General features: G+C 55.5%; 26 protein-coding genes. All 26 read right to left on the reverse strand.

Annotated elements, in window-relative coordinates:
* Window positions 1-37 precede the first annotated feature (37 nt).
* The 26 genes from ACMGGU_RS12615 to ACMGGU_RS12740 all read right to left on the reverse strand — a co-directional run bounded on the left by ACMGGU_RS12615 (window position 38) and on the right by ACMGGU_RS12740 (window position 16,769).
* Window positions 38-1,069, reverse strand: a complete 1,032-nt coding sequence (locus ACMGGU_RS12615; RefSeq protein WP_045407450.1) for a hypothetical protein — start codon at window positions 1,067-1,069, stop codon at window positions 38-40.
* A 16-nt stretch (window positions 1,070-1,085) separates the two neighbouring features.
* Window positions 1,086-1,946 carry a hypothetical protein gene (locus ACMGGU_RS12620; protein ID WP_420300599.1) on the reverse strand — a complete coding sequence of 287 codons (861 nt, stop codon included), beginning with the start codon at window positions 1,944-1,946 and terminating at the stop codon, window positions 1,086-1,088.
* 15 nt (window positions 1,947-1,961) lie between these two features.
* On the reverse strand, window positions 1,962-3,575 hold the full coding sequence (locus ACMGGU_RS12625) for an NUDIX domain-containing protein (RefSeq protein WP_420300600.1): 1,614 nt from the start codon (window positions 3,573-3,575) through the stop codon (window positions 1,962-1,964).
* A gap of 12 nt (window positions 3,576-3,587) precedes the next feature.
* Window positions 3,588-4,412: a hypothetical protein gene (locus ACMGGU_RS12630; protein WP_109536373.1), complete on the reverse strand. Its 825-nt coding sequence runs from the start codon at window positions 4,410-4,412 to the stop codon at window positions 3,588-3,590.
* On the reverse strand, window positions 4,409-5,830 hold the full coding sequence (locus tag ACMGGU_RS12635; RefSeq protein ID WP_420300601.1) for an anti-CBASS protein Acb1 family protein: 1,422 nt from the start codon (window positions 5,828-5,830) through the stop codon (window positions 4,409-4,411). The genes ACMGGU_RS12630 and ACMGGU_RS12635 overlap by 4 nt, the downstream gene beginning before the upstream one ends.
* Window positions 5,831-5,841: 11 nt before the next feature.
* The gene (locus ACMGGU_RS12640; RefSeq protein ID WP_420300602.1) at window positions 5,842-7,173 is read right to left on the reverse strand and encodes a terminase large subunit domain-containing protein; all 1,332 of its coding nucleotides are present in this window, start codon (window positions 7,171-7,173) and stop codon (window positions 5,842-5,844) included.
* Window position 7,174: 1 nt separating this feature from the next.
* Window positions 7,175-7,915, reverse strand: a complete 741-nt coding sequence (locus ACMGGU_RS12645; RefSeq protein WP_320738747.1) for a hypothetical protein — start codon at window positions 7,913-7,915, stop codon at window positions 7,175-7,177.
* Window positions 7,916-7,980: 65 nt separating this feature from the next.
* Window positions 7,981-8,556 (reverse strand): hypothetical protein, encoded by a 576-nt coding sequence (locus tag ACMGGU_RS12650; protein WP_420300603.1) that lies wholly within the window; start codon window positions 8,554-8,556, stop codon window positions 7,981-7,983.
* 123 nt (window positions 8,557-8,679) lie between these two features.
* Window positions 8,680-9,003, reverse strand: a complete 324-nt coding sequence (gene lysC / locus ACMGGU_RS12655) for an Rz1-like lysis system protein LysC (protein WP_420300604.1) — start codon at window positions 9,001-9,003, stop codon at window positions 8,680-8,682.
* A 204-nt stretch (window positions 9,004-9,207) separates the two neighbouring features.
* Window positions 9,208-9,747: a lysozyme gene (locus tag ACMGGU_RS12660; RefSeq protein ID WP_420300605.1), complete on the reverse strand. Its 540-nt coding sequence runs from the start codon at window positions 9,745-9,747 to the stop codon at window positions 9,208-9,210.
* A gap of 1 nt (window position 9,748) precedes the next feature.
* A complete protein-coding gene (locus ACMGGU_RS12665) occupies window positions 9,749-9,997 on the reverse strand; it encodes a class II holin family protein (RefSeq protein WP_008499363.1) in 249 nt (82 codons plus the stop codon).
* A gap of 279 nt (window positions 9,998-10,276) precedes the next feature.
* Window positions 10,277-10,966, reverse strand: coding sequence for a bacteriophage antitermination protein Q (locus tag ACMGGU_RS12670; protein WP_420300606.1), 690 nt, complete (start codon window positions 10,964-10,966; stop codon window positions 10,277-10,279).
* Window positions 10,963-11,103 carry a YlcG family protein gene (locus ACMGGU_RS12675; RefSeq protein ID WP_017693180.1) on the reverse strand — a complete coding sequence of 47 codons (141 nt, stop codon included), beginning with the start codon at window positions 11,101-11,103 and terminating at the stop codon, window positions 10,963-10,965. Before ACMGGU_RS12675 ends, ACMGGU_RS12670 begins: the two co-directional genes overlap by 4 nt.
* Window positions 11,100-11,324 (reverse strand): hypothetical protein, encoded by a 225-nt coding sequence (locus tag ACMGGU_RS12680; protein WP_048223834.1) that lies wholly within the window; start codon window positions 11,322-11,324, stop codon window positions 11,100-11,102. The genes ACMGGU_RS12675 and ACMGGU_RS12680 overlap by 4 nt, the downstream gene beginning before the upstream one ends.
* A complete protein-coding gene (locus tag ACMGGU_RS12685) occupies window positions 11,321-11,932 on the reverse strand; it encodes a recombination protein NinG (RefSeq protein WP_420300607.1) in 612 nt (203 codons plus the stop codon). The genes ACMGGU_RS12680 and ACMGGU_RS12685 overlap by 4 nt, the downstream gene beginning before the upstream one ends.
* Window positions 11,925-12,095 carry a NinE family protein gene (locus tag ACMGGU_RS12690; protein ID WP_182014234.1) on the reverse strand — a complete coding sequence of 57 codons (171 nt, stop codon included), beginning with the start codon at window positions 12,093-12,095 and terminating at the stop codon, window positions 11,925-11,927. Before ACMGGU_RS12690 ends, ACMGGU_RS12685 begins: the two co-directional genes overlap by 8 nt.
* On the reverse strand, window positions 12,088-12,537 hold the full coding sequence (locus ACMGGU_RS12695) for a recombination protein NinB (RefSeq protein WP_420300608.1): 450 nt from the start codon (window positions 12,535-12,537) through the stop codon (window positions 12,088-12,090). The genes ACMGGU_RS12690 and ACMGGU_RS12695 overlap by 8 nt, the downstream gene beginning before the upstream one ends.
* A 211-nt stretch (window positions 12,538-12,748) precedes the next feature.
* Window positions 12,749-13,033: a DUF4752 family protein gene (locus ACMGGU_RS12700; protein WP_420300609.1), complete on the reverse strand. Its 285-nt coding sequence runs from the start codon at window positions 13,031-13,033 to the stop codon at window positions 12,749-12,751.
* On the reverse strand, window positions 13,033-13,830 hold the full coding sequence (locus ACMGGU_RS12705) for a hypothetical protein (protein WP_420300610.1): 798 nt from the start codon (window positions 13,828-13,830) through the stop codon (window positions 13,033-13,035). Before ACMGGU_RS12705 ends, ACMGGU_RS12700 begins: the two co-directional genes overlap by 1 nt.
* Window positions 13,827-14,105 (reverse strand): hypothetical protein, encoded by a 279-nt coding sequence (locus ACMGGU_RS12710; protein ID WP_320714356.1) that lies wholly within the window; start codon window positions 14,103-14,105, stop codon window positions 13,827-13,829. The genes ACMGGU_RS12705 and ACMGGU_RS12710 overlap by 4 nt, the downstream gene beginning before the upstream one ends.
* Window positions 14,102-14,401, reverse strand: coding sequence for a protein ren (locus tag ACMGGU_RS12715; RefSeq protein WP_420300611.1), 300 nt, complete (start codon window positions 14,399-14,401; stop codon window positions 14,102-14,104). Before ACMGGU_RS12715 ends, ACMGGU_RS12710 begins: the two co-directional genes overlap by 4 nt.
* Entirely contained in the window at window positions 14,398-15,192 is a 795-nt protein-coding gene (locus ACMGGU_RS12720; protein ID WP_420300612.1) for a replication protein P, read from the reverse strand. The genes ACMGGU_RS12715 and ACMGGU_RS12720 overlap by 4 nt, the downstream gene beginning before the upstream one ends.
* On the reverse strand, window positions 15,174-15,902 hold the full coding sequence (locus ACMGGU_RS12725) for a helix-turn-helix domain-containing protein (RefSeq protein WP_420300975.1): 729 nt from the start codon (window positions 15,900-15,902) through the stop codon (window positions 15,174-15,176). Before ACMGGU_RS12725 ends, ACMGGU_RS12720 begins: the two co-directional genes overlap by 19 nt.
* A gap of 123 nt (window positions 15,903-16,025) precedes the next feature.
* Complete coding sequence (locus ACMGGU_RS12730; RefSeq protein WP_420300613.1) at window positions 16,026-16,280, reverse strand: hypothetical protein; 255 nt, start codon at window positions 16,278-16,280, stop codon at window positions 16,026-16,028.
* 5 nt (window positions 16,281-16,285) lie between these two features.
* Complete coding sequence (locus tag ACMGGU_RS12735; RefSeq protein WP_058654021.1) at window positions 16,286-16,507, reverse strand: CII family transcriptional regulator; 222 nt, start codon at window positions 16,505-16,507, stop codon at window positions 16,286-16,288.
* A 40-nt stretch (window positions 16,508-16,547) separates the two neighbouring features.
* A complete protein-coding gene (locus ACMGGU_RS12740) occupies window positions 16,548-16,769 on the reverse strand; it encodes a helix-turn-helix domain-containing protein (RefSeq protein ID WP_023296412.1) in 222 nt (73 codons plus the stop codon).
* Between the last annotated feature and the right edge of the window lie 34 nt (window positions 16,770-16,803).

The raw sequence follows: 16,803 nt of genomic DNA on the forward strand, positions 1-16,803 counted from the left end.
TTTCCCCGGCAGAGGCTTAACCACTTCAAAGAATGGATCAGGCGCTGTACGCCATGGACAGGATGGTGATTGCTTCCGGACGAACTGCCCAGCCTGCGGTAGAACGCATTTCGGACAGAACATCGATGGCACCACCAGCGATCGGTGTCGGAATCTCGCGCGGCGCGGCCATGTCGGTAAACATCAGCGCGTTCGCGGCAAGAGACGGGGTCAGCTTGGCGAATTCGTTGGTGTTCACGGTAGAGTTGACCATCGGCACTTCGACCTCAGGGATGGTGATCACCACCGCGTCGGTACCGCCAGCGCCAGCGCCGATCAGGGTATCGTCATACACCCAGTCAACCTGGACGTTTGCGCCTTTCAGCACTTCTTTCACCGTGCCGCCGACGGTGTCAGTACCACCACCAGGACGCTGGTAAGAAGTCAGCTGAACGATCTGCTGAATCTCCATGGCGCCGAGGACGCGCTGCGGCCCCAGGATAACGACACGCTGCTGGCGGCCCAGCTGCATGGTGCGGGTCAGTGCGGCCTGTACGTGGCCCAGCAGGTATACCGCCATCTGGCCGTGGTCATAGGTCAGCACGGTGGTGTTACCGTTGCTGTCCGGAGGCAGGGACTCGGTAGTCGCGCCAGCGGTATTCAGCAGGCCTTCACCGCCAGCAGGGTTCATACCGTACAGCAGTGCAGAGCGCAGCTGCTGGAAAATGCCCTGACGCATGCCCAGGCGCTGCGCTTCCGGCAGTGCAAAGTTCCAGTTACCGGCAGCAGCCATGTCATGGTGATCGTAGATACCACGGCAGCGGAACAGATAGGTTGGGGTGGAAATCATCTTCGCATCCAGCGCCACGCTCGGCAGCTGGTTACCGTTACCGGACTGGCTGGAAGTGGTCTGGGTGCGAATATCCAGGCGGCGCATGTAGACGTACTGATCGCCTACGCCGAGACGGACTTGCGGGTTACCGCTGGCGATGGTTTCAAACGCACCTGATGCCTGCTGGTAACCAATAATCATCTCCGGCGCGATGTACGACGGATTGACGATGGTGTAGCTGGGGGTAATTGCAGCCATTTAATTCAGCTCCCGATTAAAGTAAGACCAGCGCGCAGCTGTCGGTGTTATTCCAGGTCAGGAAACCCGTCGCGCTGTCATAGCTGACAGTCTTCGAATTGCCTGATTCGATGGCGAGCACTTTTACCGGCAGCGTGATGTCGGAAAGCGTAACTGCGCCGATGGTGCCCTGCGTGGTTGCAGCGCCGCCTGGTGCAGTTGCCGGGGCATAGGTGAAGGTCGTCGTGTTCACGACTGAAAGCACGACCACAGTGCCGTTGTACGCAGCAGGAACTACACCGCTGATTTTCACGTACTGACCAGCAGTCAGGCCATGAGCTGAAGCGGTTACTGCTGTCGCCACGCCATTGGCATAGGTCACAGCAGTTGTCGCAATATCAGAACCGGCGAAACCGGCCGCCGCCGCGGTGGTGATCTGGTTGTTCACAAAATCCCAGGCCAGCGGCGTTTTCACTGAAGCGCCGGAGGCACCCAGCGCGACAACCTGCGCCGAAGCTTTCAGCGGAACGCGCATGTTTGAGCCCAGGCGGTAGTACGAAACGCTCATGCCGGATGCGTACAGTGGTACCGGAGACTGAGGAGTGGTCAGGCCATTGTGAGCCTGATTGAAGACGGTGAAGCCTTCCAGTTCGGCAACAGACACGGCACGACGGATGTATGAACCGCGCGGGCTTGAGCTGGTACCAGGCAGAAGTTCAGCAACCGGCAGACCGCCCCAAAGTGGTTTGGTTTCCGTTGCCGCCACGGTGCCCGCCGCCAGATTGAAGCGGTTAGCCGGGTCATCCAGCGCCACGCCCTGAATATAACCGTCGGACTGCACACCGAAGGAGCCCAGCGCATTCGTGGTTGCCATCGGGTTAAGAGATAAGTTAGCCATGCTTGAGAGCTCCCGTTAAGCCTGGTTGTTGAAACTGGTGACCTGACGTTTGCCTGACTGGAACGGAGCCCAGGTGGCAGCAGGATCGCCTTCGAAGGTGCTGATCTGGCGACCGGTCGCATCAGCGCGTTTAATTTCGCGCAGCATGCCAGGGCCAACAGACAGGCTTGCCGATTTCTGCGCGTCGGCGTAGATCGTCTTCTCGGCCACGCTCAGCAGCGCTGAGTCAGCAATGGAGGACAGGTCGACGGATTTGAAGTCAGGCGAATGCTCCTGCAACTGGATCATCAGGCGGCGGCGATATGCCAGCGGCTTTTCACCAGACAGCGGAACCGGCGCGCGCTTGCCGAAGCAGGAGAACACGCTATCAGCCTTCACCTGTGCGTCGGCGACTTCGTTGCGCTCTTCATCGCTCAACTCGGTTGGGATGCGGGAGCGCAGGTCGGCGATCTGCTGACGCAGTTCTGAATCAGCCTTTTCTTTCGCCATACGTTCTGCCTCTTCCGCGTCGGCCTTCTCTTTGGCTTCTGCGTCTGCTTTTTCTTTCGCGGCTTTCTCTTCCGCGTCAGCTTTGGCTTTCGCCTCTTCGGCCTCTTTTGCCTCAGCATCAGCCTTTTCTTTCTTGGCTGCTTCTTCGGCATCGGCCTTGGCTTTGGCGTCTTTTTCTTCGTCAGCCTTAGCCATGCGTGCGTCAATCGCCTTATTGATTAGCGCTACGATTTTTTCCTCGTCCATCTTTTCAGCCTCGTTTGGAATGGAATCAGATTTAACACCAGTAGGGGCAAGGAGCTTGTCCCATACGCCCTGTTCACAAATTGCAACGTGGTCGAGCAGCTCGGGGGATGGCTCCACCAGTAGAGGCTGACCGTCGACATTGATTGATTGAGCTACCTCTGAGAACTTCACAGTTGGCGAGGTGCTTAATTGCCTTGTTGCCATAATTTCAGCAGCCTCGGCGTCGTACACGCGCGCAACAGCCCACACTTCGCCCTTATCGGCTACCCAGGCATTTGTCAGGGTACCAATAACGCGCTTTGCGAACTCGTCGCTATCAAGTGTTCTTTTTTTGGGGTGAAGCCAGATAAGTGGTACACCGGCTACCCGCTGGAGAAATTCGGGGGTGAGATAATCGTCCGGGTTACGGAACGTCATCTCCTGATCTGCAGAGCGCCAGGTAACCCCCGTTCCGGTTACCCGGATGGCGAACATCCACATGTTGTAAAAATATTGCGGGCTGCTTAGCGTCCCGTCAGCGATGAGCGCGGCCACCTCGGTTTCATTGAGCGCCTGCTGCGCCAGCATCTCAGCGAAGGGCTGATGAAGCGGCTTGGGCAGATCGTCAATGTGGAACCATCCGGCAGCCAGCGATTCGTCGTTAAGCTTCGCCTCGAACCTCTCCGGCACCTCGGCGCGAAACGTCAGATAATCGCCGTACACGCTGTGCGGAGTCAGCGGGCCATCGTACTGATAACCCACCTCCTCCAGCACCTCGCGGCGCGCGGCATCAATAGCCAGCTCGCCAGGCTCTACCGTTCCGCCAGGCGGGCACCACGTGCCATCATCCGAACGCTGGATCAGGAAGACGAACTTACCCTGACGGAACATTATCCCGCTGCCAAAAATAGCCACGTTTTAATGCTCCTATGCTGCTTTCTTCATCGACTCCATGAACTTCTGCCCCTTCTGGGTCAGCATGTATTCAGGAATGCTTCGGATGTTGTAGATGTAGGTCACGTAGCACTGACAAAAAACCTCTTCGCCAGGCTGAGTGATTTCGTCGAGGTAACCAGCTGGCCCGGCTTTCACGTACCCGTTTTTTTGCGCCCAGTTCCCGCGGATCAGGTAATAAAGCTGATCGCGTTCCTTGTGGTCCTCGCGGAAGTCATAACCCGGCCGCCGCCAGTGGCTGTGCCATATCGCTGCAATCGCGTTGTTGCTGGTTGCGATCACGTTGTCGATGTTGGCTATCAGCTTATGGTTCTGGTCTATCATCACCCGCCGCGCTTCATAGTCCACCTTCTCGGCGGCCTTCTGAATGTGCGCTGCCGTCTCCCGCATCGTTCCCTGAATGCCGGTCAGCGCAATGCTGTCGGCTGAGGGAATGCTGCTGGCCCAGCCGCTAAACCGCGACAACGTGGTGTCGATGGCTTTTTTGCGGTTGAGCTGGATTAGGTCAGCGCTGGCGAGGATCCGCCTGTCGAGCTCCGTCCTCAGCTTTGGCTCAAGGTAGTTGAGCGTAAACCGGGATATGCCCTGATGGCGCTTCAGCGCGCCAGCGCGACCAACCTGCAGGTCGTATGCTTTCGTCAGGTTCCGGGTGACCATTGCCATGTAGTCATCGGCGGTTTCGCTTTCGGCTGCCTGGCGGATAATCGCCTGCCAGCGTTCCAGCTCTTCACGGGATGAGTAGCCGTTGCGGAGAAAGAACTTCACCGCATCTCTCACTGTTCGGGTGAAAGTGTTCATAGCATCATCCCGCCACCCGGCTCTTCAGCTTTCGGCGGCTCCGGCGGTGGGTTTTCCTTCAGCGAGTCGTAATCGAGATTAAGCCGCTGAGGGAAGAGGTTCTCGTTGGCATTGGCGTTTTCGCACGCCCACTCGATCAGCGTAGCCCGGTTTTCGGGGTCAGCAGTAAGCTGCGGCAGCACCACTTCCAGCATGCTGACAATAGCCTTAAAGCGCGTATCGTCGACCTTTACCTTCTCGCTTTCCGGCTCTTTCAGGGAGGACGGCCAGCGATATTCGAAGTTGTTTATCCAGCTCGCGAAATATACGCTGTAGGTGTTTTTCAGCTCTGGGAAGTCAGCACGCAGAGACTGGAAGAACTCAATGCTCCAGGCGCGGTACTGGCACACGCGGATGAAGAACGCGTAAAGCGGGTCAAGCCACTCTCGGATGTTGTCGATGTACACCGCTACGGCGCGGGCATCCTCAGTGCCCTCACCGAAGCCCTGGGCGAATGTTTCAGAGTTGAGGATGATCGCTGGCATGTCGGCAGAGGCAGCAATGTTTTCCAGGATGTGCGTGCGCGCAGAGTCGAGAGGCTTTTCCAGGTTGCTCAGGTCGATTGACTCGATGTTGTCGAGTTCGCCGATCTGCAGGACTTCCCCCGTCTTCCCGCGCTTCAGCATCATGCGCTTAATGCCGCTGAGCTTCTGCATCATGTTGTTGACGACGGAGCTTGGCCCCTTGATTTTCGTCACCAACAGGCCGCCTTTCACCGCAACCATATCGTCGGTGCGCATGGTCTGGATGAAAGACTTCAGCGGGTAGAGGGCGCGCTGGTAAACGCTGCGACCGGTGAAGCCGAACGCCGCCGGGTTGTATGCGAGGTAAATCGGATCCTCGTTCTGCACGACGACACAGCGCGATTTGTGATACGGCTTGCCAGCAACCCGGATTCCGTCGACTTTCTGGAAGTCCTGCGCGTTCGGGTCCTGATTCAGCACGATACTGCCGGCGGCGTTCAGCGGGTCGAGAATGTTAAAGCTGACGTTGTGCTTGTACAGCGTGCGGTAGTCCAGCGATTCATTCGGCTCCTGGTTATCCACCAGCATTGCGATCGCTGATACGCCATAAATTCGGGCGATGCGCGCGGCGTTGGCGATGTGCTGGTTCGCACCCATCGCTTTCCATTCGCGTTCAAACGCGTCGCGCAGGCGTTGCTCAAGGCCGTACGACTGGGCAACATGCACGGTGCGCGGCTCATTCATCGCCATTTTAATCGGGCGATCCACCATCTTGCCGCCCAGCGGGTGGTAGAGGTAAACCGTTTTGCAGGTCTGATAGCCAGCCGTAGAGCCAGGCTGGATGTCGTCGCTGTCCAGCAATGCCATCAACTCTGAGTGAGAGCAGCTGCCGATTTCGAAATCGTCTTCGTTCATTGGTTCTCTCGTCAGATTGCGTCGCCGCTGCCGAAGGCGATGATCAGCCCGTAGGTGTAATCATCGAGCAGGTCATCGGCGCGCTTATGCGCTTTCTTGTCGGCAAGGTGGAATCGGGAAACCTGCTTGTGCAGATGGTTTGCTGTCTCGCCCTTGAAGACGGCTGTCTTCTCGTAGGCGTGTCGGGAAATTTTCGCCAGGCCGCGGTAGTGGTAACCGGAGGCCATAATGGCGCGCTCGTCCTTTCCTTTGCTGGTCAGGGCGGACTCAATTTTGTTGACCGGCCATCCCAGGCTTTCGCCTTTCTGCAGGAGGATGCTGCCCATGCTGGCGTCTTCGATGAACACGCCCAGGCTGCCGTTGATGGCAACGCACTGGCCGGAAAGCTCGTTGAGGCGGTCGAATACCGAAGGCATCCACGTTTCCAGCAGAGCGCCGTCAATCTGTACGACGTCCCAGTCGAGAATGGTGAGGCGCTGAATGCCGGGCCGGGTGTCGACGGAGTAATACACCACCGCCGTACCATCATGTTCTGAACCACCTTTGACGGCGGTATCCATGACAGCAAAGACGGCCTGGCACATTTCAGGGTACTCGACAGGCTGATCCTGATTCTCACCCTCGAACCATTTGCGGACGTCGAACAGCGAAGCGGCGGACCAGTCGACGAACTCGGCCATGAACTCCTGGCGAAATACGCGCGGGTCGTTGTTGGCCCTCTCCTTCTCCAGTTCTTCCGGCGGAACGAACGGGTTGGAAGACGTTGGCGCGTGATGCTCGATAAATCCGAGATTCTTGTCATGACAAATGGCGTAGAAGAAGTTTTCTTCGTCCACCCCGTCCGGCGTTGAAAACACGTAGGCCCGGCCTTTCGTCGTCAGCAGCGTTGGCTTAATCGACTTCGGCCAGATCTCCCTCAGCATCTCCGGCGACTTGGTAAACGCCGCCTCGTCTATCAGGATGATTTCGTATTCACGACCACGGCCAGCCAGTTTGTTGTCGTTGGTGACCCAGAAGTCGATCTTCCCGCCGTTCTTCAGCAGCAGGCGCTTCTCCTGGCGGCTAAAGCTTTTCTTCAGCGGCAGCAGGATTTCTTCGAGCTTGTCGTATATTTCCTGATACTGGCGATACTCCGCGGTGAAGATACCGACGCGGCCGCCGAGCTCAATGTCCATGCCCGGGCGCTTAAACGGCGCAGTAGCATAGGTCACAGCGGCGCTGGACAGCATGAAAGTCTTACCCCAGCGGCGACCACACCGGACCGCGTGCAGTTGACCTTCCCAGGAATCGGACCAGACCTTTAACTGCCCGTCATGCAGCGTCGGGAGGTAAATGTCGGCCATATCATCTTCCAGGTATCGGCAGGGTGTTGTGTACGACGATCGCGTTGTCGCTGTCGCCGTCCTTCATGATGTCGATTTCCATTTCCACTTTTTCAGTGGCGCGTTCGCGATAAGCGGCATCGACCCGAAGCTTCTCTATCGAGCCTTTGGTGTACTCCAGCGACTCGATGCGCTGCGTGTTGCGGTGCATTGCTTTTTCAGCAGAGGAAATCAGTGAGTGCAGATCCTTCGCTTTGTCATCATCGGCCAGCTCCAGTTCAGCCTGCCAGCGCCCGATGTTCTCCGCCGCCGTCAGGTTCGCCGCGCGCAGCCAGAACAGCTCATCGTCGAGCGTGAGCAGCTTCGCGTCTTCGGTGATTGCGTCAGAGAGCAGCATCCTGCGACCGTAGCCGCCGTGCTTCAGTGCATTCTGGTTGCCAGGCTGGAAGGCGTTTGTCGGCGGTGCGGTGCGTGACCCGCGTATCGGTTTCGCGTCTCGGGAATTTTTGGCGCCGCCTGTTTCACGGGTGGATTTTTTCACCTTCCCGGATTTACTAGCCTCGCCCTTTCCCTTTTGCGAATTCGCATTTTTTTTCGCAGCTTCTTTCTGCGATTTCGCACCATACGACGTTACTTTGATGTAGCGTTTCGCAGATGCGTAATTCAGTCCCTGAGCCTGGCACCAGTCTTTGGGGGAAATACCTGTTTTGGCATGCTCGGCGAGGAACTGGTCTTGCAGTGCTCCCCAGTCCGGTTTTGCCATAATACTTACCTCACGTTGACATTATCGAAGCCCCTCAATGAAGGGCTCCTGTAATGCCGGGAGTGTTAGTGTTTTGGCCTAATGCTTTTCCCGCGCAGCGCATTCTGGCTAAACATGCACTCAGGCTTCACATTCATTTTCATGCCAGTGAGCCCTTTTGTGCGCTCAACAATTTCATTAAAAAACGCTGGAAAAGTAAGGCAGGACAATGGGGCCCCCTCGAACTCTTCGCAGAGCTGAGCAAAGATTTTATCCAGCTCTTCAGGGGTCGGTAGATCGCACTCAATAGTGAAGAATTCACTTTTCAGCAAATGAGTATTTTTTGAGAGTGCGCTCTTAATATTTCTGAGCGCGTCAGAATCAGCTTTCGCTTCTTCTTCGCCTTCATAAACTGGCGTGCACACAATGCTGTCGACGATATCGGCGCGGAAAGTAGTTAACTCGGCGTCATATGGGCCTGTAAGTAACGTGATAAACCCGTCGCGATGAGGGAGAGTAACCTTGTCTTTCGAATAACCTTCCGCGATCAGCCTTTTTAAGATTCCAATACCCCCTTGCCCCCCATTTGAAGCTATCGACATCAATGGAGATTGCTGACTGTGCTGATAGAGTTTTACCAACCAATGCTTAATGATTTTCATGTGACTACCTTTTAGATGTGAGCCTGTCGCATGGCAGAGCCGCCAAGAGTGAACGGCTTGCCCAGGCTCACGACTGAAAGTCTCTCTTCGAAATGCGCATGCGAAGCGCAATAAAAAGCCCCGCTACTGCGAGGCTCGTTTCTTTTCTGCTTCCCTGATGTCGGCCTTGTCGCGGTTGCACTGCCCAAGAGCAGAAAGCAGGCTGACATTCAGGTCCAGGCTTTGGCCCCATGACATCGGGTCCGGGATTGCCGGGTAAGGCGTCTCAGCTGTCAGGTTTACCGGGAGCGGCACCACCGGCACCTTGATGTAAACCGTCCGCGTATTGTTGCAGCCGCTTAACTGCGCCATCAGGAACAGGGCGACGAGCACAGTCATCGTTCGCAACAGAAACCTTGATATCTGCCGAGGCTTCCGATGCGTCCAGTGCGATCTGCTCTTTTGCATGCTGATTGGCCTCGGAGATGGTGTTGAAGATGGTCATGGTGGTCAGGACGTTAGAGGTCACTGACTCAGCGGCGTTAATCTGCTGCTCTGCGGCTTCCGCTCGCATCTGCTGCTTACTGGCGGCGTTGTGGTAGTGCATTACCAGCCCGCCAAGGCAGACAATCAGACACGCCACCACCGCGGCGATAATGGCGGTAAGGCGGCTCACTGATCTATCCCCCAGCACGCCAGTGCGCTTTCCTGATCACGGCGTTCAACCTGACCGTAGCAGCCGTTCTTCTGGCCCTTGGTCAGGCGACAATCCCGGCCGCCGTCTTTAATCCACCAGCGGATAGCCTCACAGGCCCCTTTACGGTCACCGGCATTGATTCGCTGGTAAAAGGTGGATGGATAGCATTTACCGGGACCAATGTTGTACGGGCAGAACGATGCAATGCCTACCTTTTGCGGAGCGGTCAGTGGAACCTTGATATTCCGGTCGACCCAGGCAAGCGCTTTATCACGCTCAACAGCGTTGACCTTCTTGCATTGCGCCTCGGTAGCGGTCATACCCTTTACGACACGTTTTCCGTCGATAACCGTCACGCCATGGCATAGCGACCAGACTCCACCAGGATCCATGACGGCTACCAGAGCATTGCCTTCCTTCTCACTAATAAACTGGTCAAACAGCACTGGCGCTGATGCTCCAGCGGCGATCAGGGATAGCATGGCGGCGCTGAGTTTTGCTCTTGTCGATGCCATGTTAATTATCCTGTGGTGGAGCGGTAATGTAGCCCTTCTTGAGGGCCTTCTCGTATGCCTTGGTCTGGCGTCTTTTGAAGTAGAGGTTGGTAAGGTAAGTGGCTATACCGATAAGAAAACCGCCAATCACGGCAACCTTGTTCCAGTCGAGGTCGTGCAACCATTGCAAAATGCCGCCTCCACAAATAAGACTGCCAGACACGCAATACGAGACTGCGGATGCGATTTTGTCAGGCATATATCGGATCATCTCTTTCTCCTCGCGTATTGGCGGGAGCTGTGTGTAATGGGTCAGGCCCTCGGGACGATTTAACAAGAAGGCATGTCGAGGATGGTTCCCGGGGCCTGAAATAAAAAAGCCCGCGACAGGCGGGCAATATGGGGGTAAGGCAATGTCGGCTCGTTGGCCGAAGGGTTGTGTGCAGCGTACCGCAAATAAAAAAGCCCCGCACGATGGCGAGGCTGTTAATTCTTTGTCGACCTACGAAGCTATGGCGACGATATCAGATTTACATGAAATATATGCGTTTCAATCCAGTTTTGCAAGACTTCTATCGAAATTTGTCGCCTTTTGTTGTGAACGTGATCGCGTAACCTGCAACAAAGCTCCGCTGTCCAGGCGCAGGAAGATGCGACGCATCTCAACCCAGCGGTCTGTAAAGGTCTCTGACCAGTTCTTTGGTGTTACGCCCACCAGCGACGCCAGTGCCTGGTATTCGTACGTCTCACGCCCTGCCAGCTCCGCTTTGACGTCCTGCGCCGCCAACCATATCAGCTTCTTCAGGCGATCCATCGTCTTGCCGGCCACCTTCTTCGTGCCGAGATGCTCCCGGAACTCATTCCACGCCCATTGAGTGATCGCCACCTGGTACTCGAAGCGGATATTCTCGCTGTAGTTCCACAGCAGCCACGCTTTCTGGTGGTCTTCCAGCGACAGCACCGCGCGGCGCCATGAGGCGGTGACGAACTCAACCGGCCCCACCAGCGCGATAGATGATCCCTTGGCGCGGGACTGGCTACCGCTCATCGGCGGTCCGTCCGGGTTGACCATACGCTGCTTATCCTTGTCGTATACTTTTTTCCGGCCACGGCTGCGCGCCGTAGCGGTGAATTGCGCGTTCTCTGCGAAAGCTACCAGTTGCCCTTTCGTCGCCCCGCTCAGATCTGCGGTTGCCACAATGAGCTGCTGACGTACGTATTCCAGTTGCTGACTGTTCATTGTGCGGCTCCTGCAGGATGATAGATGCGAACGAAGTTACGGAGAATGCGGTAATCGACCAGCACGGAGCCCGGGCGGCGGTAAATCCGGAGGCGCTGCCAGCGCGCTCGGAGTATCTCGATCGTTTCTGGCTTCACACCCCATCCTCCATGACTTGTGCATAATTCAGATACTGACCCCAACAACTGACCAGAACCCGTGCTTTAACAACTGCTCTCTCTTCGTTGCACCACCTGCAGAACCAATTAACAGCACCTTCAATCTCTTGCTTAACCTTACCGGCATTATCGAAGTGGAGGGGGTAGACAACATCATCGAAGATAGCTGCCGTGGTCATTGGGTATTGGATTTTACTCATGCTGTCTCCTGCTGTTTCAGTGCGCGAAGGTCTGCCCTGGCCTTGGCGCGGATGCCGTCCAGCTCTTCACGGGTGTATCGGAGGGTTTCGTTATTAGATTCCAGCGCCAGCACTCGCTCTTCGCCGATCAGTTCGACCAGCGCTGCGCGGTATGCCTCGATGTTCCCGGATTTGTGAACGTTGCAGGCGGAGCACTGGAGCCAGATATTGTCCGGGTTAAAGCGAAGCTGAGGTGCGGCGGCAGTGGTGCGGTAATGCCCGGCATGCCAGGCGAAGGCGGTCTTGGTACCGCAGGAGATGCAGCCATGCCCGGCGGCCAGCAGCATTTCGCGCCGCCAGTCGTTGAAGGCGCGCTGAGTCATCTGCACCCAGTGACGGATCGGCTTTAGCTCATTACGGCGCTCTGCGCGGCGCTGGCGCCCTGCTTTCTCGGCCTCCTTCTGCTCCTTGATGCGCTTAGCCGCGGCTTTCACCTTCTCCTTCTCGCGTTCTTCCATGGCGAGGATTGTTCCGTGCTCCGGGCAGCACCAGCGGATCCGGATGTCGTGGAATTTCGGCACGAAGTATTCACCGCATACTTTGCACTTACGGCGGGATGGTTTACGCATGCTTCCTCCTCGCCGCGAGTCGCAGCCATTTCTGATCCACCAGGCTGGCGGTGTAGTCTTTCAGTGTCGGGATGTCGGACGGCTTAACCGCTGGCTTGCGCTGGCGGCGCGCCGGAACGCGGAAGATTTCATTGGTGATGACGCGTGCGAGAGGACTACCCACGGGAAGACCTCCATTCTTGCGCCCAGGCGATGCGCTTGCTGGACGCTTCGGAGAACTTCACGCCGCGGTCGGTACCAAACCAGTAAATAGCCTCGATGACGTCGACCATGTAGCGCTTGCTGGATTTGGATGTGCGGACGCCGAAATAAACGCGGCCGCCGTTGATGCCAGGCGCTGATTTCTGTTCCTGGTCCTGGGTCTGGTTTACCAGAACGGTGATGAGGTCCTTCCACTCTTCGCGGGTTAGCTTCTCGCCGTGCCAGACAACCTGGTCAGACAGGTCTTTCAACAACGGCCACATCAGGCGGTTTTGCTTGTCGGTGCGGGTCTCCTCCCGGGCCTCTACCACCATAGGCGCGCGAGGGTTTACCGGCAGGGTGCGAATGTACGCGATGAGGTTCTCTTTAACGGTGTCGTTAACGATGCAGTAGTGCTGCTTCATACGCCACCTCCTAGAGGTAACGCAGAATGCAGAAAATCGCAGGTGCATTTCTGCATCTGTGACAAGGTAAGGAGTTCAGATTGTGGTCGCATTTAAGTCCCCTTAAATGCGAAGAAGTCATCGAAGTTGTTCAGGCTCCGATGACTTAATTATGGCTGGGTGATTATTGGAAATCAAACGTTGCTTGACGTTTAGTTATGCGCCGAATGGGTTAGGCATGGCGGTCACCTTTTGGACGAAGTATGTGGATCTGCATACCGCTTTCGGTGGTAATAACCACTCTCTGCCCAGGCTCGATTTCTGCCAGCCTGAACGCCTCATAAAACGAGTCCATAGCCAGGGTTTGCTCATCCTTGCGATTCCACAATCTCCAACCGCGGCGAATCAGGGCTCCTATTAACCAACTATACGCTTTTGCAACCATGTAAAACCATACGATCAGCAGCGTTACGAAAAATAACCAGTCAGTCGCTCCAAAGTCTTTGAATGCATCCATCACTTCACCTCCTGCTGCGGTGCTGCTGACTTGAAAGGCTTTCTGTCTTTCACCCAGTTAACCAACATCTGTACGTATTTTTCATGGGTGGCGTATAGCATTTCGTCTGACTCAGGAGCTGCTATTCCAGCGTTGCTGAGCGCCAAGCGCAGACCATCCGGAATCACCGGAGAGTTGCCGCCGACAACATCGGCGCGAACATATAGCGTGTCGTCAGGGTGCTGATTGTCGCTGCACCATGTTAATTCGCTGAACTCGCCGTTCTCCGGCCATACCCCAGCGGTTTGAAGCCAGATTTGCTCTGGCGCATCCTTGCATGGCGTATTGACTGGCAACTTGCAAGCCGTCGTTACAGGTTCGGCACCCTGAAGCATGGCGGCGCGGCGATTAACAACTTCTATCAGCGCCTCTTCCGCGTCGCTAAGACAATCTAAAATGGCCAGCTTGTCGCCGTCGAAGTCATTCAGATCGAGACGAATACGTGCAACTTTCTGCATTGCTGCCATCACATCATCAGGCACAGATACCGGCACAGGAGGGGCGGTGTATAGCGGCTCACATTCCCAGCCTTGCTTTTGCCAGGATGCCAGGACATTTTTTGAGCCTGTCAGAAGTCCGTGATTTTCGTAATAAAGCGATCGCCATGCCACAGGCTCCGCTTCGAGCGATGCCAGCGCCAGCTTCATCGCAGCCAGCGTGTTGCTGTCGTCTTCGTCCAGGCCGAACGGGATTTCATCGCGGGCAGCTTCCATATCGGCAATTTTCTGCTGCAGCCATTCTTTGTCGATGTTGCTCATTGGGCGGCCTCCTGCTGAGCGATATCAGCCCATGTTTTTAGGCTATCCGTTTGAACATCAACGCCTAGCAGCGCGAGAATTTCTTCAGGTGTTTCTCGTACAACTATCTTTTCTCCCGAGGTCATTTTGATATGGCTTACTCCAGCAAACAAAAACGACTCAATATGCTCAGCCACAACAAAAACAGGCTCGTAGATTGTTTTCTCTTCCCAACCGATAATCGAATCGACCGGACGAGAAACTGTTGCCTGCTGACTCAGTTTTAAAATTTTCATACCCCTACCCTCCCCCAAACCATCAATACTCGCTTCATAGCCGCACTGTTGCGGCACTCCTGAAATATTCCGTTGGTGCAGTTGCGTGCGGTGCCGTCCTGCTCTTCCGGCGTGGCCAGACGATAAGTCACAGTTCTCCAGACCTTGCTCACGCGCACAATCTTGCGGGACCGCTCCAGATCAATAGCGTTCTTCGTGATGCAGTTGATGGTCATGCCGCACTCTGTGGCCACATCCTTCGCAGTGAAGGTCCGGTGCGTTTCGAGATAACGCAGAATTGCCTGTTTGCCTTTCATTGAATAAGCCCTCTCTCTTTCCCGCGCTGATACTCTTCCCAAAGCCATTGAGCCGGGGTGAGAGCGCCGAGAGTCGCTGCGTTTGGCATGCACCCAAAGCTTTTTCCTTCCGGGTGATAACCGGCCTGACGGCTCACGTGATTTGTCGGGATCACTTCATCAGAATTCTCGAGCGCCAGGACGGGAGATGGTATTTTTTCCCCACCAGCAACTTTCAGCGCCCATTCCTCAAGTTTTTTTGCCGCGTATTTTTCAGTTTCAGCCTCGCTCAGCTGGCGCTGGTACATCGCTCTGCGCGTATCGGTGACAATCCAGTACATAACGTCATGAGACCACGGGAAAGCTTCTGCTCCGCCGGTATGCAGCCCTTTTTCGCGGCTATACCGATGGAACTCATTCATCACATCAGCCAGGCCAATGCCAAGCACAGTGCCGCTATCCTTGCACCATTTGATGAATTGCCCCGGCGACGGCCAGAAAGGTGATTCACTGGCGCGGGCATGACGCACACCAGCGGAAAGTTGTTCGCGAGTGCGGATCCCATTCTCTGAAAACGCTGCGATCCACTGACGCTTTGCAGTTTTCTCGTCTGCGTCAGTTTTCAGGTTTGTCTGCGTAGATGCAGGGAAAATCTGCTTCAGCTGGCGAAAGAGAGAGTCAACAAGCCCCTCAGCCTCAGGGTTGATAACCTTCTTCTGGTCGGTACTTCCGTTCGCCATTCTGGAAAGTAGCGCGCCATCACGGCAGTTAACTGCCTGCACAAGTTGATTATTCACAGGAAGTCCTCCCATCCCTCGCGGCTGTTCCAGTGAGGCGTTTCCTGCTCAGCACGCCCACGTTTAGCCAGCGGGTTAACCCTGGCGTTTCGAATCCAGACTCTGAAAGCCGAATTCCAGTCGATCAGAAGCGTGCCGCGGGAAAGGTGATAGTCCCGGAAGTTCAGCAGCTCAGTTTCAATGCTCACCCCCTTCTCGGCAGCCATGGCAATGTGATCTGCTGATGGCTTAAACAGGGGCGGGAATGGAATCTCCCCGTTTGGTGAAATCCCGATCCGCCGTTTTGCGGCTTCGCTCATAAAACCTTCGCGCCCAGAGAGAGAGTTAGGTTCAGTGACTGGTTCAAAAGAGTGACTGGTTCTGGTGCCATCTGGTGGCACAGGGGGTGTGCCATCTGATGGCATAGGGTGTGCTTCGTCGTGGCATACCCCTGTGCCATTTAATGGCATAGGGGTGGCATCTAATTTGAGGTAATACACATTTGACGTGTTACCTTTTCCGTTGTTGACGCCGACACGGTTCTCACGCTTGATAAGACCCATTTCTTCAAGCGCATCAATATGGTTACGAACAGCCGTTCGGCTGCATTCGCATTGATCGGCGATGTGTTGATACGAAGGCCAGCATTCGCCTTTGTCGTTGGCGTTATCAGCCAGCTTAATCAGGACGAGCTTACGCAGTGAGTTTCCCACTTTGACCCCCATTGCTTTCGCCATAAGTGACATGCTCACGTGCTACCTCCGGTTTGTTTACTCTCTTCGATTTACTTGGCATAATTGCCTCGCAATTGACTGACGTTTATTGCACCTGAAAGCCGTTGGTGTTACAGCACCGCGGCTTTCGCCATTTCAGAGCAGACCCGGCTGCTGCGTACGCTTGACGCGCTTCTTTTCGAACTTGTCAGACGGAACCTGCTGTTTCTCCGCCCAAAGCTTCGCGTGTCGTAACACGTCATCGAAAATCCTCCCCTTGCGACTGGCCTGTGACATACGCTTGTACATGTCGACGGCCTGAAATGCCCCCCCCTGAGCCACCGCTACGGTGAATCCCTGTTTAATCAGCTCATCACGCACATGCTTCTCGATGAATTCGATGTGGTTCATAGCGGCTAAGCCTCCATTTGCCCTTTCTCGGAATCCCGGTTAGAAATCAGGATGGCCAGCAGAAGCGACATGTTCGGGACCAGGTTCTCCCGCCACCGGCTGACTGTGGATTTGTTGATGCCAGCTACTTCGGCTATCCGGGCGGTACCCAGATCAGCGATTTGACGCTGCACCCAACTCTCAATTCGTCGTGCCTCCGCTTTGTTGCGTGTCGTTAAGGTTTCCATTTGCGATACTTCCTCTGAATTAATTGGTTATGGCCGCCGGTCAGGCGGCTGTTGATTTATTTGGCTCGTCGCCAAAGAGAAGCCATTCAGGCTCGCACTTAAGAGCGCGAGCCAGCTCAACCAAGTAACGTGGGCGCTTTGTTGTCCCAGCCTCAATGGCCTGGAGAGATTGCTGTTTCATGCCAGCCAGCTTCGCCAGCTGATCCTGCGACAGATTCATCTCTTCACGTTTTTGCTTGAGTCGTTGAGAAATTGTTTCCATATCTCCTCCACAGTTTTATCTGTATTCTCTGACA

Origin of the sequence: Enterobacter sp. BNK-8 (assembly GCF_048685095.1) — a bacterium.
Taxonomy (GTDB): domain Bacteria; phylum Pseudomonadota; class Gammaproteobacteria; order Enterobacterales; family Enterobacteriaceae; genus Enterobacter; species Enterobacter quasiroggenkampii.

Excerpts from the sequence above, each read along its gene's own strand:
- ACMGGU_RS12710 (WP_320714356.1), bottom strand. The coding sequence starts at position 14,105 with ATGAAAATTTTAAAACTGAGTCAGCAGGCAACAGTTTCTCGTCCGGTC.
- ACMGGU_RS12640 (WP_420300602.1), bottom strand. The coding sequence starts at position 7,173 with ATGGCCGACATTTACCTCCCGACGCTGCATGACGGGCAGTTAAAGGTC.
- ACMGGU_RS12740 (WP_023296412.1), bottom strand. The coding sequence starts at position 16,769 with ATGGAAACAATTTCTCAACGACTCAAGCAAAAACGTGAAGAGATGAAT.
- ACMGGU_RS12645 (WP_320738747.1), bottom strand. The coding sequence starts at position 7,915 with ATGGCAAAACCGGACTGGGGAGCACTGCAAGACCAGTTCCTCGCCGAG.
- ACMGGU_RS12705 (WP_420300610.1), bottom strand. The coding sequence starts at position 13,830 with ATGAGCAACATCGACAAAGAATGGCTGCAGCAGAAAATTGCCGATATG.
- ACMGGU_RS12700 (WP_420300609.1), bottom strand. The coding sequence starts at position 13,033 with ATGGATGCATTCAAAGACTTTGGAGCGACTGACTGGTTATTTTTCGTA.
- ACMGGU_RS12685 (WP_420300607.1), bottom strand. The coding sequence starts at position 11,932 with ATGCGTAAACCATCCCGCCGTAAGTGCAAAGTATGCGGTGAATACTTC.
- ACMGGU_RS12665 (WP_008499363.1), bottom strand. The coding sequence starts at position 9,997 with ATGATCCGATATATGCCTGACAAAATCGCATCCGCAGTCTCGTATTGC.
- ACMGGU_RS12720 (WP_420300612.1), bottom strand. The coding sequence starts at position 15,192 with ATGGGAGGACTTCCTGTGAATAATCAACTTGTGCAGGCAGTTAACTGC.
- lysC (WP_420300604.1), bottom strand. The coding sequence starts at position 9,003 with ATGCAAAAGAGCAGATCGCACTGGACGCATCGGAAGCCTCGGCAGATA.
- ACMGGU_RS12650 (WP_420300603.1), bottom strand. The coding sequence starts at position 8,556 with ATGAAAATCATTAAGCATTGGTTGGTAAAACTCTATCAGCACAGTCAG.
- ACMGGU_RS12630 (WP_109536373.1), bottom strand. The coding sequence starts at position 4,412 with ATGAACACTTTCACCCGAACAGTGAGAGATGCGGTGAAGTTCTTTCTC.
- ACMGGU_RS12725 (WP_420300975.1), bottom strand. The coding sequence starts at position 15,902 with ATGTCACTTATGGCGAAAGCAATGGGGGTCAAAGTGGGAAACTCACTG.
- ACMGGU_RS12615 (WP_045407450.1), bottom strand. The coding sequence starts at position 1,069 with ATGGCTGCAATTACCCCCAGCTACACCATCGTCAATCCGTCGTACATC.
- ACMGGU_RS12735 (WP_058654021.1), bottom strand. The coding sequence starts at position 16,507 with ATGGAAACCTTAACGACACGCAACAAAGCGGAGGCACGACGAATTGAG.
- ACMGGU_RS12730 (WP_420300613.1), bottom strand. The coding sequence starts at position 16,280 with ATGAACCACATCGAATTCATCGAGAAGCATGTGCGTGATGAGCTGATT.
- ACMGGU_RS12715 (WP_420300611.1), bottom strand. The coding sequence starts at position 14,401 with ATGAAAGGCAAACAGGCAATTCTGCGTTATCTCGAAACGCACCGGACC.
- ACMGGU_RS12695 (WP_420300608.1), bottom strand. The coding sequence starts at position 12,537 with ATGAAGCAGCACTACTGCATCGTTAACGACACCGTTAAAGAGAACCTC.
- ACMGGU_RS12620 (WP_420300599.1), bottom strand. The coding sequence starts at position 1,946 with ATGGCTAACTTATCTCTTAACCCGATGGCAACCACGAATGCGCTGGGC.
- ACMGGU_RS12660 (WP_420300605.1), bottom strand. The coding sequence starts at position 9,747 with ATGGCATCGACAAGAGCAAAACTCAGCGCCGCCATGCTATCCCTGATC.
- ACMGGU_RS12670 (WP_420300606.1), bottom strand. The coding sequence starts at position 10,966 with ATGAACAGTCAGCAACTGGAATACGTACGTCAGCAGCTCATTGTGGCA.
- ACMGGU_RS12635 (WP_420300601.1), bottom strand. The coding sequence starts at position 5,830 with ATGAACGAAGACGATTTCGAAATCGGCAGCTGCTCTCACTCAGAGTTG.
- ACMGGU_RS12680 (WP_048223834.1), bottom strand. The coding sequence starts at position 11,324 with ATGAGTAAAATCCAATACCCAATGACCACGGCAGCTATCTTCGATGAT.